Origin of the sequence: Nocardioides nitrophenolicus (genome assembly GCF_016907515.1) — a bacterium.
Taxonomy (GTDB): domain Bacteria; phylum Actinomycetota; class Actinomycetes; order Propionibacteriales; family Nocardioidaceae; genus Nocardioides; species Nocardioides nitrophenolicus.
The window spans coordinates 820,046-833,992 of sequence record NZ_JAFBBY010000001.1; the positions used below are offsets into that span (position 1 = coordinate 820,046).

13 protein-coding genes are annotated in these 13,947 nt (G+C 73.8%); 3 read left to right on the forward strand and 10 right to left on the reverse strand.

Translation table 11 applies throughout. The annotated features are described in order from the left end of the window. Positions 1 to 38: 38 nt before the first annotated feature. Positions 39 to 740: a ferritin-like fold-containing protein gene (locus tag JOD66_RS03960; RefSeq protein WP_204835628.1), complete on the reverse strand. Its 702-nt coding sequence runs from the start codon at positions 738 to 740 to the stop codon at positions 39 to 41. Between the two features lie 260 nt (positions 741 to 1,000). On the opposite strand from JOD66_RS03960, the gene JOD66_RS03965 reads away from it, so the two are divergent. Beyond that, positions 1,001 to 2,452, forward strand: coding sequence for a DEAD/DEAH box helicase (locus tag JOD66_RS03965; protein ID WP_239545073.1), 1,452 nt, complete (start codon positions 1,001 to 1,003; stop codon positions 2,450 to 2,452). Between the two features lie 167 nt (positions 2,453 to 2,619). On the opposite strand, the gene JOD66_RS03970 is transcribed toward JOD66_RS03965, so the two are convergent. From JOD66_RS03970 to JOD66_RS03980, 3 genes are read right to left on the reverse strand one after another with little or no spacing between them, the layout of a single operon-like run. After that, positions 2,620 to 3,471, reverse strand: a complete 852-nt coding sequence (locus JOD66_RS03970) for an exonuclease/endonuclease/phosphatase family protein (protein WP_204835630.1) — start codon at positions 3,469 to 3,471, stop codon at positions 2,620 to 2,622. A gap of 44 nt (positions 3,472 to 3,515) precedes the next feature. Continuing rightward, entirely contained in the window at positions 3,516 to 4,256 is a 741-nt protein-coding gene (locus tag JOD66_RS29360; protein WP_204835631.1) for a L,D-transpeptidase, read from the reverse strand. 5 nt (positions 4,257 to 4,261) lie between these two features. After that, positions 4,262 to 5,053: a ParA family protein gene (locus tag JOD66_RS03980; protein ID WP_204835632.1), complete on the reverse strand. Its 792-nt coding sequence runs from the start codon at positions 5,051 to 5,053 to the stop codon at positions 4,262 to 4,264. A gap of 38 nt (positions 5,054 to 5,091) precedes the next feature. Between JOD66_RS03980 and JOD66_RS03985 the strand changes: the two genes are divergently transcribed. Next, positions 5,092 to 5,853 (forward strand): SDR family NAD(P)-dependent oxidoreductase, encoded by a 762-nt coding sequence (locus JOD66_RS03985; RefSeq protein WP_204835633.1) that lies wholly within the window; start codon positions 5,092 to 5,094, stop codon positions 5,851 to 5,853. A gap of 9 nt (positions 5,854 to 5,862) precedes the next feature. Here JOD66_RS03985 and JOD66_RS03990 read toward each other — a convergent pair whose 3' ends face one another. From JOD66_RS03990 to JOD66_RS04015, 6 genes are all read right to left on the reverse strand, one after another. Next, positions 5,863 to 6,471 carry a MarC family protein gene (locus JOD66_RS03990; RefSeq protein WP_204835634.1) on the reverse strand — a complete coding sequence of 203 codons (609 nt, stop codon included), beginning with the start codon at positions 6,469 to 6,471 and terminating at the stop codon, positions 5,863 to 5,865. After that, positions 6,468 to 7,340 carry a PHP domain-containing protein gene (locus JOD66_RS03995; RefSeq protein ID WP_204835635.1) on the reverse strand — a complete coding sequence of 291 codons (873 nt, stop codon included), beginning with the start codon at positions 7,338 to 7,340 and terminating at the stop codon, positions 6,468 to 6,470. The genes JOD66_RS03990 and JOD66_RS03995 overlap by 4 nt, the downstream gene beginning before the upstream one ends. A 38-nt stretch (positions 7,341 to 7,378) precedes the next feature. Next, a complete protein-coding gene (locus JOD66_RS04000) occupies positions 7,379 to 9,043 on the reverse strand; it encodes a bifunctional lysylphosphatidylglycerol flippase/synthetase MprF (protein ID WP_204835636.1) in 1,665 nt (554 codons plus the stop codon). 93 nt (positions 9,044 to 9,136) lie between these two features. Continuing rightward, on the reverse strand, positions 9,137 to 11,092 hold the full coding sequence (locus JOD66_RS04005) for a CASTOR/POLLUX-related putative ion channel (protein ID WP_204835637.1): 1,956 nt from the start codon (positions 11,090 to 11,092) through the stop codon (positions 9,137 to 9,139). Between the two features lie 79 nt (positions 11,093 to 11,171). Continuing rightward, a complete protein-coding gene (locus tag JOD66_RS04010) occupies positions 11,172 to 11,852 on the reverse strand; it encodes a DUF6758 family protein (RefSeq protein ID WP_239545075.1) in 681 nt (226 codons plus the stop codon). A gap of 56 nt (positions 11,853 to 11,908) precedes the next feature. Beyond that, positions 11,909 to 12,469, reverse strand: coding sequence for a histidine phosphatase family protein (locus JOD66_RS04015; protein ID WP_204835638.1), 561 nt, complete (start codon positions 12,467 to 12,469; stop codon positions 11,909 to 11,911). 45 nt (positions 12,470 to 12,514) lie between these two features. Between JOD66_RS04015 and JOD66_RS04020 the strand changes: the two genes are divergently transcribed. Then, entirely contained in the window at positions 12,515 to 13,675 is a 1,161-nt protein-coding gene (locus JOD66_RS04020; RefSeq protein WP_204835639.1) for an MFS transporter, read from the forward strand. Positions 13,676 to 13,947 lie beyond the last annotated feature (272 nt).

Consider the following 13,947-nt stretch of genomic DNA (forward strand, 5'->3'; position numbering starts at 1 on the left):
CTCCCCGAAGGGGCGCCGTCGCGAGGGATGTCTCCGGGTCAGGCCTCCAGGCCCAGCTCGGCCATCCGGGCCATGTGTCGCTCGGTGAGCCGGGTGAACATCCGGCCCATCGCGGCCAGGTCGAGGCCGGGGCGGTCGACGCCGCCGGCGAGCAGCGCGGTCAGCGCGTCGCGGTCGGCGGCCACCCGCTGTGCCTGGGTGAGCGCCTCCCCCATCAGCCGGCGGCCCCACAGCGCGAGCCGGCCGCCGAGCCGGGCGTCCTGCGCGATGGCGGCACGGACCCGGTCGACGACGAAGGTCGCGTGCGTGCCCTCCTCCATCGAGGTGACGACCAGGTCGCGGGTCTGGGGGTCGAGATAGGCCGCGATCTCGCGGTAGAAGTCGTTGGCGAGCCCGTCGCCGACGTACGCCTTCACCAGGCCCTCGTGCCAGTCGGCGGGAGCGGTGTGGCGGTGGAAGGCGTCGAGCGGCTCGCGGAACGGCAGCATCGCCTCGAACGGGTCGGCGCCGAACGCGCGGATCCGGTCGTGGAGGGCGTGCACCTTGGTCAGCTCGCCGCTCGCCATGGTCGCCAGGTCGACCTTGTCGGCCAGGCTCGGCGCGAGCTTGGCGTCCTCGGCGAGGCGCTCGAAGGCCGAGATCTCGCCGTACGCGATCGCCCCCAGCAGGTCGACGACGGCCTCGCGGTAGGCCGGGTCGGAGTCGGCGAAGTCGGGGCTCGCGGCGGCGGATTCAGCCATGCGCTGAGCGTACAAGTACGCTAGGGGGTGGTGAGAGCCAGTCCGATCCCCTGAACCACCCGGGGAGCACGGCCGGCCCGCCCGGGCACCCGCCCACGTATGTGCGCGGCTGAGTGTGAACAGCCGCATTGATCTGGCGCCATGCCGACCGGCTGACGACACTCACGAAAGCGAACAGAACACTGACTTCCAACGACACCACCGCTGCGTCCACCACCGAGACCGCGGCGGAGGCTCCGACCTTCCGCGACCTCGGCGTGATGCCGGCGATCTGCGACGCGCTCGAGCGGGCCGGGATCGTCCATCCCTTCGCCATCCAGGAGATGACCCTCTCCGTCGCGCTGATGGGCACCGACCTGATCGGCCAGGCCCGCACCGGCACCGGCAAGACCCTCGCGTTCGGGATCCCGGTGATCCAGCGCAGCGTCGCGCCCACCGACCCCGACTACGCCGAGCTCCCCCAGGGCAAGCCCCAGGCACTCATCGTGGCGCCGACCCGCGAGCTCGCGATCCAGGTGTCCAGCGACCTCGAGATCGCCAGCCGCGACCGCGGGCTGCGGGTCCTCACGATCTACGGCGGCGTCGGCTACGAGCCCCAGATCGAGGCGCTCGAGAGCGGCGTCGACATCGTCATCGGTACGCCGGGCCGGCTGATCGACCTCGCCAACCGCCGGGTCCTCGACCTCTCCCACGTGCACGCCCTGGTCCTCGACGAGGCCGACGAGATGCTCGACCTCGGCTTCCTGCCCGACGTCGAGAAGCTGCTCCGGATGACCCCGGAGACCCGCCAGACCATGCTCTTCTCGGCGACCATGCCCTCCGCGATCGTCTCGCTGGCCCGCATGCACATGCGGCACCCGATGAACATCCGCGCCGAGTCGTCGTACGAGAACGCGACCGTGCCGGCGACCGCGCAGTTCATCTACCTGGCCCACGACCTCGACAAGCCGGAGATCCTCGGCCGCCTGCTGCAGGCCGAGGACGCCGACAAGATGATCGTCTTCACCCGCACCAAGCGCCAGGCCCAGCGGGTCGCCGACGACCTGGTCGAGCGCGGCTTCAAGGCCAGCCCGCTGCACGGCGACATGGCGCAGGTGGCGCGCGAGAAGGCGCTGACCCGGTTCCGCGAGGACAAGATCAAGGTCCTCGTCGCCACCGACGTCGCCGCCCGCGGCATCGACGTGTCCGGCGTCAGCCACGTCGTCAACTACACCTGCCCCGAGGACGACAAGACCTACGTCCACCGGATCGGCCGCACCGGCCGCGCCGGCGCCTCCGGCATCGCGATCACGCTGGTCGACGCCACCGACGTGCACCGCTGGAAGATGATCAACAAGGCCCTCGACCTGCCCTTCGACGAGCCGGTCGAGACGTACTCCACCTCCGAGCACCTCTTCCACGACCAGGGCATCGCCCCCGGCACCAAAGGCCGGATCGCTCCCCCGGCGCCGCCCGCCCCCAAGGGCGAGCGGGCCGAGCGCTCGGGCGAGCGCTCCGAGCGTCGTTCCAGCGACCGCAACCGGACCCGCACCCGGACCCGCACCCGTGGCGGCAAGCCGGTCGAGGACGGCGCCGAGGCGTCGGCGCCGAAGGCCGAGACCGGCGAGGGCGCGGCCGCCGAGGGCGGCGAGCGTCCGGCCAACCGCAACCGCCGGCGTCGTCGCCGCAGCAGCGGTGGCGGCGCGGCGAAGGCCGAGACGCCCAGCGCCTGAGCGCACCCAGCGACAACAACAGGAGCCCGGGCCATCGGCCCGGGCTCCTGTGTCGTTGTGGCGCTGTCGCGAACCCCCGCCACCACCGAGCGGCCTGACCAACACAACAGGAGCCCGGACATCCGTGTCCGGGCTCCTGTGTTGACTTGGCGAGCGCCAAACAAACCTCAGCTGGCGAGCGGCTCGACCCAGATGTTGCCGACGACGACCGGGTGGTCGCTGATGCCGTTGTAGACCTTGGCGTAGTCGCTGAACTTGGTGCCGGTCCAGGTGGCGAGCATCCAGTCCGGTCCGGCCTTGGGCGGCACCGGGCAGGGCTTCTTCTTCGTACCGCCGATGGAGACCAGGTCGGTCGCCTTGGCGACCCGCTGGCAGAACTCGACCCGCTCGTTCATGTCACCCATGACGAGCACCGGGTTGCCCTTGGCGCCGAGGCGCTTGATCAGCTTGATCTCGCGGTCGGTGGAGACGTCGCGCTCGTGCTCCAGGCCGCCGGGGGCGTTGTGGATCGCGACGACGTAGAGCACGCGCTTGGTGCCGCGGTTCTTGAGCTTGACCCACGGGATGGCGCGCATCTTGCCCATCGAGGGACGGTAGATCGCACCCTTGTCGAGGACGTCGAACTCGTCGGTCTTCCACGCGATCTGGATCGCGCCGCTGAAGTTGTCGAGGGTGCGGCGCGGCCAGAACTTGAACCGCGAGAGCCGGTGCCGCAGCACCTTCAGCTGGGACTGGTGCACCTCCTGGAAGGCGACCACGTTGCGCTTGCGCTGCTGGACCTGGGTCGCGGCGGCGTTGGCGCGGCCGATGCCGCCGGGCGCCATCGAGGCGGTGAGGATGTTGAAGGTCATCGCGCGGACCTCGAACCCACCGCCCTTGGCGGCGGGGACGGCGGGGGTGCCGTCGGGCTCAGGCGCGGCGGCCGTGGCGCTCTGGCTCTGCGCGAGCGAGGCGCCGAGGGCGAGGACCAGGAGGGCGACGCAGATCTTGGCGAGGTGCTTCCCGTACGTGGCGAGCATCCGGGCACCCTAGGCAGAAGCCCCCGCTCCGGGGCAAATCGAGGTCAGGCGGTGACGACGACGGTGGTGCCGACCGGGGCGAAGTCCCACAGCGCGATCGCGTTGGGGCGGGCCTGCCGGATGCAGCCGTGGGAGAGGGGGGTGCCGAGCTGCTCGCGGGTCTGGACCGGCTTGCCCTCGTCGACGGGGATGGTGTGGAAGCCGATCGCCGCGCCCTGGGTGCCGCGGGTGAACCGGACGAAGTATTCCATGGTGCCGGAGTCGTCGACGCCGATGGCGTGGCGGCTGCGGGAGTAGACGGCGTACGTGCCGGGGTCGAGGTTGTCCTCGACGCTGCCCGAGACCAGGTAGGTGCGGGCGACCTCTCCGTCTCCGTCGACCAGCCAGACCCGCTGCCGGCCCTCGCTGAACACGATCCGGCGGCCGGTCCCGGACCGCGGCGGCAGCTCGGTGGAGTCGGAGAGCGCGGCGAGCGGGGCGCTCACGTCGGCGAGGTCGGCGGTCGCGGACGGCTGGAGCGCGGTGAGGTCGTCGCGCTCCGGGGTGGCGCTCTGGGTGGAGGCGGCCGGCGTCGTCGGGCTGTCCTGGCTGGCGGCGGCCGGCGCCTCGGGCTCGCCGGGGAGCAGTCCGAAGCCGCCCGCGACCGCGACGGCGGTCACGCTGAGCGCCGCGGCGACGGCGGTGATCCGGCCGTAGCGCGGGCGCACCGGCGTGGCGCGGCGGCGGCCGGCGGCGCGGCGGGCGCGGTGGCGGCCGGGATCGGGGCGGGCGGCGTGCTTCGACACGGCGTTCAGCGGGCCGACCGGGCGAGCAGGGAGCCGGCGACCTCGCGGTAGGCCTCGGCGCCCTTGCTCGTGCGGCTGGTCGCGAGGATCGAGCGGCCCGCGGCCGGCGCCTCGGCGAACTTGATGGTCTTGGGGATCGGCGGCTCGACGACCTCGAGGTCATAGGTCTCCGCGATCGTGTCGAGCACGGCGCGCGCGTGGTTGGTGCGGCCGTCGTAGAGCGTCGGGAGGACGCCCCACACCGCGAGGTCGCGGTTGGTGAACCGGCGTACGTCGTGGACGGTGTCGAGCAGCTGGCCGACCCCGCGGTGGGACAGGGTCTCGCACTGCAGCGGGATGAGGACGCCGCCGGCCGCGGTCAGCGCCGCGACGGTGAGCACGCCGAGCGAGGGCGGGCAGTCGAGCAGCACCCAGTCGTAGCTGCGTCCGCTGGCCTGGAGGTCCTCGAGCACCCCGCGCAGGACGTGCTCGCGGCCGGTGCGGGTCAGCAGGTCGGCCTCGGCGCGGGCCAGCTCGATGGTCGCCGGCAGCAGGTCGACGCCGTCCTCGGTCTCGAGGATCACCTCCCCCACCGCGGTGCCCTTGGTCAGCACGTGGTGGACCGAGAGCTCGAGGTCCTCGGGGTCGATGCCGAGCGAGAAGGTCAGGCAGGCCTGCGGGTCGAGGTCGACGAGCAGCACCCGCTGCCCCCGCTCGGCGAGGGCCGCTCCGATCGACGCGACACTGGTGGTCTTCGCGACGCCACCCTTCTGGTTGGCGACAGCGAGGATCGTGGGAGCCGCCTGCACGCTGTTCATCGGGACCATCATGCCCGATCGGGGCCTAGGGTTGCGGCATGCCCACAGCCCTCGTGACCGGCGCCACGGCCGGCATCGGCCTCGAGTTCGCCCGCCAGCTCGCCGCGCGCGGCCACGACCTGGTCCTGGTGGCCCGCGACGAGGCCCGGCTCGGGTCCGTCGCCGAGGAGCTCCGCTCGTCGTACGCCGTCGGGGTGCAGGTGCTGCCCGCCGACCTCACCTCGCTGGACGCCCTCGCCCGCGTCGAGGCCCGGCTGGCCGACCGCGCGGCGCCGGTCGACCTCCTGGTCAACAACGCGGGCTTCGGGCTCAAGGAGCGCTTCCTCGACAACCCGGTCGACGTCGAGCAGGCCCAGCAGGACGTGCTGGTGCGCGCCGTGCTGCGGCTGACCCATGCCGCGCTCGGCGGCATGGTCGAGCGTGGGCGGGGCGGCGTGATCAACGTGTCGAGCGTGGCCGCCTTCCTGCCCCGCGGCACCTACAGCGCGGCGAAGGCCTGGGTGAACTCGTTCAGCGCCTGGGCGCACCAGGAGTACGCCGGTCGGGGCGTCACCGTGATGGCGCTGTGCCCGGGCTTCGTCAAGACCGAGTTCCACCAGCGGCTCGGTGTCGACCGCGACGCCTCGGCGCCCCGGCTGCTGTGGCTGGAGCCCGACCGGCTGGTCCGCGACGCGCTCGCCGACTTCGACCGCGGCCGGGCGCTGTCGATCCCGTCGAAGCGCTACCAGGCGATCGTCGCCGGCACCCGCGTGGTCCCCAGCTCGCTGCTCCAGCGGCTGCAGTCGCTGGGGCGGAAGTGAGGGGCCGGCTCAGCCCTCGCCGGCGATGAACGCCCGGACGGCGTCGGCGACCAGCTGCACCGCGATGGCGGACAGCAGCAGGCCGGCGATCCGGGTGACGAGCAGGACGCCGCCGTCGCGGATCAGGCGCAGGATCGGCAGCGAGTAGCGCATCGCGGCCCAGAGCGCGACGTGGACGCCGACCACGCCGAGGGCCACGGAGACGCCGTCGCCCCAGGAGCCGATGTCCTGGACGAACAGCATGGTGGCGACGATCGCGCCCGGGCCGGCGAGCAGCGGGGTGCCGAGCGGGACGAGGGCGATGTTGGCGTCGGCGGAGGCGGTCAGCTCGTCCTGCTTGCCGGTGAGCAGCTCGAGGGCGACCAGCAGGAGCAGCAGGCCGCCGGCGCACTGCAGCGCGGGCAGCGAGATGTGCAGGTAGTTGAGGATCTGCTGGCCGAAGAGCGCGAACAGCGTGATCACCAGGAACGAGACCGCGACCGCCTGCCAGGCGGCGCGCCGGGCGGTGGCCGCGCTGCGGCCCGCGGTCAGCGACAGGAAGATCGGCACCGTGCCGACGGGGTCCATGATCACGAAGAGGGTCACGAACACCTCGACGAGCAGCACGGCGTCGATCATCGGCGCACGCCCCCGACCAGGCCGGTGGGCGAGCCGAGCTCGGCGGCCCGGTCGAGCAGACGCCGCAGCTCGCCCCGGGAGGTGGTCTCGCAGCCGAGCTCGTGCCCGGTCTTGCCGGTGCCGTGATGGTCGCTGGAGCCGGTGACCAGCAGCCGCAGCCGCGAGGCGATCCCCCGCAGCTGCCCCCGCTCGGCCCGGTCGTGGTCGAGGTGGTCGACCTCGATGCCGCCCAGCCCGGCCGCGGCGAGCTCGGCGAAGGCCGCCTCGTCGAGCACCGACGCCGAGCCGCGCCCCCACGGGTGGGCGACCACGCTGACCCCGCGGGCGGCGGTGACCAGCCCGATCATCTCGACCAGGTCGGCGGCGTACCGGTCGACGAACGCCGGGCCGTCGTCGGCGAGGTAGCGGGCGAACGCCTCGTTGCGGTTGCGGACGACGCCCAGGCGCACCAGCAGGTCGGCGACGTGGGGGCGCCCGGTCACCTGGTTGTCGGGACTCACCTCGGCCAGCGCCTCCTCGGTCGCGGGTACGCCGAGCTCCCGCAGCCGGGCGAGCATCGTCGGCACCCGCGCCTCGCGTCCCTCCACGATCCGGCCGAGCTCGGCCTGCAGCGCCGGGTCGGCGTCGTCGGGGAGATAGGCCAGCAGGTGGACACCGGCCCCACGGAACCGGGTGCTGACCTCGATCCCCCGCACCAGCCCGATGCCGACCTGCTCCGCCGCCGCGGCCGCCTCGGCCCAGCCGGCCGTGGTGTCGTGGTCGGTGAGCGCCACCACGTCCAGCCCCGCCGCCGCGGCCGCCCGCACCAGGTCGGCGGGCGCCGCGGTCCCGTCGCTGACGCTGGAGTGGGTGTGGAGGTCGATCGTCACCGTACGAGGCTAGTGCCCGCGGCGGGCGGCCGTCGCCGTCAGGCCGCGGCGGGCACCCGCTCGCCCCGCTCGGCCTGCTCGACCTGCTCAGCGGCCACCGGGACCGGCCAGGTGAGCGGCGTACCGGCCTCGCGGGTCTTGGGAGTGACCAGGTACGCGATGAGCACCGCCGCCCCGATCCGGGGCAGCTCCCCCAGCGAGCGGTAGGTGAGGTGCAGGGCCTCGCAGCGGGGCGAGAACTTGGCCTTGAAGGCGTGCAGCGAGCTGAACCCGTAGAGCGGCTCGAGCAGCCGCGCCGAGCGCTCCAGCCCCCGCTGCAGCCAGCCCTCCGCCTCCCCCGCGCTGCGGGCCAGCGGCGCCGCCGACAGGGACACGACGGTCGCGCCCTCCGCCTGGAAGGCCAGGCACGACTCGGCGATGAGGAACTCGATGACCGGCCGGAAGCCGTCGTCGGGGCGTCGCATCAGGTCCAGGGTCCAGCCGTCGATCCGGCCGCCGGCCCCGTGGACGGGCAGCCACGAGAGGAACCCGTGCACCCGGTCGTCGGCGTCGAGGGCCAGCGCGACCCGCACCCGCGGGTCCATGGCGTGGTCGACGCCGCCGAGGGTGAAGCCGAGCTCGGGGGTGCGCTGGCGGCGCAGCCAGGCCGCGCTGATCTCCCGCACCTGGGCGATGATCCGCGGGTCGGCGTCGGCGAGGGCGACCAGCTCGAACCGGATGCCGTCCCGGGCCGCGCGGTTGCGGGCGGTACGCACGTCCTGCCACCGCTTGCCCCGGAACTCCAGGCCCGGCAGGTCGAGCAGGGTGTCCTCGCCGATCTGCAGGCTGCGCCCGCCGACCGTCCGCGCCACCGGCCCGGTCACCGCGAAGTGGCTCGGGACCAGGTGCTCGTCGTCGCAGAAGGCCGCGAACTCGCGCGCCGCGCGGGCCCGCCAGTCCGGTGTGCCGATCGGGTCGCCGAGGGCCAGCGCGACGCCGAGGTGGCGGCGGTAGGCGAGATAGCCCTCGCCGCGCGGGTCGTAGAAGTAGCGCACGCCGGGCCAGGTGGTCATCCAGGACAGGGTGCCGCCGCCGTCGCGCCGCAGGTGCTCGATCGCGCGGTCGCGGTTGACCAGCGGCCGGCGCCGCGGGCCGATCAGGGAGCCGATCAGCAGGCCGGCGGCGACCGCCACCAGGTGGACGACGTCGGCGAGATGGCCGATCAGGAAGAGGGAGAGCACGGCGTACCCGACCAGGCCGGTGCGGACCACGCGCCGGGGGACGGTGCCGAGGAAGGCGGTGATCGTGGCGCCTACGGCGAGCGCGCCACCCGACGGGCCGACGTCGCGCGCGTGCTGGAGGGAGTCCGGGCCGACGGCCAGGATCAGCGCGCTCGCGACCACGACGCTGCCGACCTGGGTGACCAGCCAGAGCAGGGCGGTGCGCAGGGTCCCGAGCCGGGGCTCGGCGTACCCGATGCACAGCGCGAAGCTCAGCAGCACCGGTAGGTAGCACCAGGGGGCGATGGCGAGCAGGGGGCCGGTGAGCAGGGTTCCCCAGTGGCCGGCGGCCAGCGGGTCGGGGCCGTAGGCCAGGGCTCGGCCCCAGTCGTGGTCGAGGATGTCGCCGGTCAGCGCACCGGAGCCGAGGCCGACCACGACGAGGGTCAGCAACCCGAGCACGGTGAACGGCCGGCGACGGAGGGCGGTTCGGAGGGCTGGCATGCGTCCAGCCTTCCGCCGCGACGCCGCGCCGTCAGGGGCCCACCGACCCCGATCGGTGGTGGTGCCCGCACCACCCCCGGGGTGGGGACGGCCTCACAGCTCGGCGAGGACCACGACCCGGTCGCCGGGCTCGACGACCACGGTCTCGCTCTTGGCGAGGTTGACCGCGACACCGACCCGCGAGCCGGCTTCGGCCAGCCGGGGCGAGGAGAACCCGATCGCGGTCTCGCCCCGGCGGGCGGCGGCCGCGACGACGGTCGCCCAGGAGAGCTCACGGCCGGGGCCGACGTACCACTCCGCCGGGCGCAGGTAGATCTCGCTGCCCTCCTCCTCGAGCAGGTCGTGGAAGACCGGCTCGATCCGGGAGTCCTCGGACAGCTGCGCGACCATCAGGCTCACGATCTCGCCGCTGACCACGACGTCGTCGATGTCGGCGACCTGGGCGAGCACCCGGTTGCGGTCGTCCATCATCTCGCTGATGACCGGGGCGCTGCTCGCGGAGCTGGCCAGGATGTCGCGCACGTGGAGCAGCGTGATCAGCGTCGTCGCGTCGGCGGCCTCGGCGTCGAGGTCGTCGGAGTAGCAGAGCACGATCACCTGGTCGCAGCCCGGTGCGACGTGCTCGTCGAGGACCGCGCGGCGGGTGGTGGCGGCCTCGACGACGGTCACCGCGAGGTTCGCCGTGTCGGGTACGCCGGGCGCGCCGTGCTCGGTCACCACGGTGAGGGTCGAGCCCGGGGCGGCGTACCGGTCCAGCTCGCGCAGCACGATCGGCGCCCGCTCGTTCCACCCGAGGACCACGGCGTGGGTCGGTCGCGGCTGCTCCGCCGGCTGGCCGGCGAAGGCGTCCTCGGCGACCGTGGCGCTCGAGCGCGGCGCGGTGGCGAGCACGGAGTCGTCCTCCGCGATCACGACGAGCGAGCGGTCGCCGACGACGGTGTCGGGCGCCGGGTTGAGCTGCACGCTGCTGCCGGTGGCCACGCCGATCACGGTCAGCTGGTCGTAGTGGAGCTGGGCGTCGGCGTAGGTCGCGCCGGCCAGCTCGTGCTGCTCGAGGAAGTAGATCTCGTCGCCGTCGTAGTCGAAGAGCTCGCGGTACACGGCGGCGGCGCCGGACTGGCGCGAGGTCTGGACGACGAGCTTGGCGACCGTCTCGCGGATGTCGAGCAGCGAGATGCCGCCCGGCCGGTCGCGGCCGATCAGCCGCGCCACCTCGAGGTTCGCCGGGTCCCGCAGCTGGGCGACGACCCGCGGGCCGGCATCGGCCGCGAGCAGGGAGCGCAGCGCGAGCAGCGCCTTGATCACGTCGCGGTCCGGCTCGGCGCCGTCGCCGGACAGGACGACGACCGAGCGGGCCGCGGCGGGGCTGACGATGGCGAGGTCGTCGATGTCGGAGGGCGCTCCGGAGCGGCAGACGACGCGGGTGCCGCGCAGGTTCGGCACCTTCGCGCGGATCTCCTCCTCCATCTCGACCTTGTCGCGGTCGGCGAGCACCGCCACCACCGGCCGGCGCCGGCTCTCGTTGGCGATCGACAGCTCGCTGATGACGGTGAAGATCGAGTCCGACCAGCCCAGGATGACCGAGTGGTCGCTCTCCAGGACCACCGACCGGCCGCGCCGCAGCTCGGCGATCCGGGCGTCGATGCCCGCGGCGATCACGCCGATCAGCGCACTGACGATGAACAGGCCGGCCACGGTGAGCACCAGCATGGTGACGATGAAGCTCCAGCGCGCGCCGGTGTCGCCGGCGACGGTGCCCGGGTCGAGGGCGTGCAGCAGGGCCTGAAAGGCGGCCTCCCAGAACCCGATGTGGTCGCGCCGCATCCCCGAGACGATGTCGATGACGGCGAACACGACGACCAGCAGCACGGTGACGGCGAACAGCCAGGCCACCAGGGCCGGCGTACCGCGGGCCATGGTGTTGTCGAAGCCGTAGCGCAGGCGGGCCCGCAGGCCCGTCGGCGCGCTCCGGGTGCGGACCGTCAGGTCCGAGCGCTGGGCGATCGCCTCTGCCGTACGACGCCGCAGCGCCTGCGCGTTCCGCGCCATGCGGGCCTCCTCGTGGTCCGCTGGGGATGCTCTCGCATCCGGGCGCCGCCAGGAGCGGAAATGGCCAAAGTCGGGACGGTCACCAGGACGGCGCCGGGCCGCCGAACGGCAGGGCGACCAGCTGGGGGCCGGTGGCGGAGATGTCGCGCAGGATCCAGTCGTCGCGCAGGAGCAGGATCGCCGAGGCGGGCCGCAGCACCAGCCACAGCCACCGGCCGCCCGCCTCGCCCGCCAGCACGGAGCGGTCCCACTCCCCCGGTGAGGTGCTGACCGAGACCGGCCACAGCCCGACCGGGTACTGGTCGACGCGCACCCGGACCGGTGGCGGGCCCTCGCCGACCTCGTGGCCGGGATCGAGCGGCTCGGTGTCGCCGGCGCTGGCCAGCCCGGCGACCCGGGCGCCGAAGCCGGTGCCGGGCTCCTCGCTGATCACCATCACGTCGACCGGGCCGTCGAGCTGGCTGGTGCCGGCCACGCAGGCCATGGTCGCGCGGGCGCTGTCGCCCTCGGAGACCACGGCCGCGAAGTCGCTGACGGACCACCCCGGCCCCAGCGGCCACGGCAGGAAGGTCGGGAACGGGCCGACCCGCTGGAGGTGGGCGGCGAACTCCTCGTAGGACGACGTCAGCGGCCGCCACAGCGGGACGACCACGCCGTGGTCCGGGCAGGACCAGCTCCCGTCCCCCACCTCGGCCACGGGGGCCGGACAGCGGGGGCACTCCACCCGCACCCCGGACTCCGCTGGCTCATCGGTCGGCATGATCGACACCGTGCTGCGCGACGCGCCGTTCGTCAAGCATCCGCCCCGCTCCTCGCTCAGCTGTTCCAGCGCAGCAGCACCGGCGTCTCCCGCTCGTGCCCGAGCTCGGACAGGGTCGCCGTGTCGAGGCGGAACAGCCGCCCGTCCGCGACCGGCAGCCCCAGCCAGCGCGCCGCCAGGGCACGCAGCACGTGGCCGTGCGCGAACACCAGCACCGGACCGCCCGCCGCCCGGATCCGGGCCACCACCCGGTCGCACCGCGCGGCCACCGCCGCCGCCGGCTCGCCGCCAGGGCTGGGATGGGTCCAGACGGTCCAGTCCGGCACCTCCTCGCGGATCTCCGCGGTCGTGCGGCCCTCGTAGTCGCCGTACCCCCACTCGAGGAGGTCGTCGCACACCTCCGCGTCCGGGAAGCCGGCCAGCTCCGCCGTACGCCGGGCACGCAGCAGCGGGCTGGTCAGCACCTCGGCGAAGGCGGTGCCGGCCAGCCGGTCGGCCAGCCCACGAGCCACCTGCTCGCCCTCGGGGAGAAGCGGCAGGTCGGTGCGGGAGGTGTGTCGCCCCGAGACACTCCACTCGGTCGCGCCGTGCCGGGCCAGGAACGCGGAATCGGCCATGCCGACATCCTGCCAGCCACCCCCGAGCAGTGGCAGGATCCCCGCATGCCCACCCTCCACCGCTACCGGCTCGCGATCGCGGCCGGGTTCGCCACCCAGGGCTTCGTCTTCATCGGGCTCACCACCCGGCTGCCCGATCTCAAGGACCGCTGGGACCTCTCCGAGCTCGGGATCTCCGGCGTGCTGCTGGCGATCGTGCTGCTGGCCGGCGCGGGGTCGGTGCTCGCCGAGCGGCTGTCGGCGCGGACCGCGAGCGCGCGGGTGCTGCGGGCCGGGCTGGTGCTGGTGGCGGGCGGGGCGGCGCTGATGCTGGCGGCGCCGGCGTGGCCGGCGTTCCTCCTCGGCGTGGGGGTCTACGGCGTCGGGCTGGGCATGGTCGACGCGACCACCAACATGCAGGCGGTCGCGCTCGAACGACGCTACGGCCGCACCATCCTGCCGAGCTTCCACGGCTCGTGGACCTTCGGCGGACTGGTCGGCGCGGCGCTCACCCTCGCCACGGCGGACCTCGACCTCCCGTGGACCGCGCTGATCACGGTGCTGCCGCTGGTCGTGGCCGGCGCCCGCTTCCTGCCGCGCGACCCCGAGGCCGCGCTGGCCGGTCCCGGGCCCGACCTCGCGATCCCGTGGCGGCCGATCCTGATGGTCGGCCTCGGCATGGTGGTCTTCTACATGGTCGACACCGCCGCCCAGACCTGGGGCGCGGTCTACCTCGACGAGGTCGTCGACGCCCCCTCCCGGTGGGTCGCCCTCGCCACCCTCCCCTACCTGGTCGCCAGCCTCCTGGTCCGGGTCGCCGGCGACTCCCTCGTCGAGAGGTACGGCGTCACCCCGGTGCTGCGCGTCGGCGCGGTCGTCGCCTGCGGCGGCCTGGTCGTGGTCACCGCCGCCCCGACCTGGCCGGTCGCCGTCCTCGGCTTCACGCTCACCGGCGCGGGCATCTCCGTCGTCGCCCCACTGAGCTTCTCGGCGGCCGCCCGGATCGCCGGCGGCTCGGTCGAGCGGGTGGACGCGGTGATCGCCCGGTTCAACCAGTTCAACTACGTCGGCGGACTGCTCGGCGCGGTGCTCACCGGCGTGGTCGGGAAGGACGAGCTGAGGTTCGGGTTCGTCGTACCGATGGTGCTGGTGCTGACCCTGCTCCCCCTCGCGCGCTGGTTCGCGGCGCGGACGGAGGCGGAGACACCGCAGGAGAGCGCGGCCTAGGAGGCCAGGCGCGTGTCGTCCACAGGCCGGGGCGATCCGCCTGGTTCGGCGTCGACGACCGTGATCTAATGGAGACACGGGCCCGGAGGCCGTCCCCATGGACGTTTAGCCGGGCCCGTCTTCTGTGTCCGCGGCGATGTCCGCGACCACCAGGTCACTGACCGCGCGCCGCCACGGCTGCCCGCGCTGGAGACACCACGCCACGGCATCGCTGACCCAGAGCAGGGGCTCCGGGCGCGAACGACGGCTGCACCGCTCCAGCCAACCAGCGG

What these genes read in the sequence shown, in the direction of transcription:
- JOD66_RS03985 (WP_204835633.1), top strand. Translation starts at nt 5,092, where the DNA reads ATGCCCACAGCCCTCGTGACCGGCGCCACGGCCGGCATCGGCCTCGAG.
- JOD66_RS04010 (WP_239545075.1), bottom strand. Translation starts at nt 11,852, where the DNA reads ATGCCGACCGATGAGCCAGCGGAGTCCGGGGTGCGGGTGGAGTGCCCC.
- JOD66_RS03965 (WP_239545073.1), top strand. Translation starts at nt 1,001, where the DNA reads ATGCCGGCGATCTGCGACGCGCTCGAGCGGGCCGGGATCGTCCATCCC.
- JOD66_RS03990 (WP_204835634.1), bottom strand. Translation starts at nt 6,471, where the DNA reads ATGATCGACGCCGTGCTGCTCGTCGAGGTGTTCGTGACCCTCTTCGTG.
- JOD66_RS04020 (WP_204835639.1), top strand. Translation starts at nt 12,515, where the DNA reads ATGCCCACCCTCCACCGCTACCGGCTCGCGATCGCGGCCGGGTTCGCC.
- JOD66_RS03980 (WP_204835632.1), bottom strand. Translation starts at nt 5,053, where the DNA reads ATGAACAGCGTGCAGGCGGCTCCCACGATCCTCGCTGTCGCCAACCAG.
- JOD66_RS04005 (WP_204835637.1), bottom strand. Translation starts at nt 11,092, where the DNA reads ATGGCGCGGAACGCGCAGGCGCTGCGGCGTCGTACGGCAGAGGCGATC.
- JOD66_RS04000 (WP_204835636.1), bottom strand. Translation starts at nt 9,043, where the DNA reads ATGCCAGCCCTCCGAACCGCCCTCCGTCGCCGGCCGTTCACCGTGCTC.
- JOD66_RS04015 (WP_204835638.1), bottom strand. Translation starts at nt 12,469, where the DNA reads ATGGCCGATTCCGCGTTCCTGGCCCGGCACGGCGCGACCGAGTGGAGT.
- JOD66_RS03970 (WP_204835630.1), bottom strand. Translation starts at nt 3,471, where the DNA reads ATGCTCGCCACGTACGGGAAGCACCTCGCCAAGATCTGCGTCGCCCTC.
- JOD66_RS03960 (WP_204835628.1), bottom strand. Translation starts at nt 740, where the DNA reads ATGGCTGAATCCGCCGCCGCGAGCCCCGACTTCGCCGACTCCGACCCG.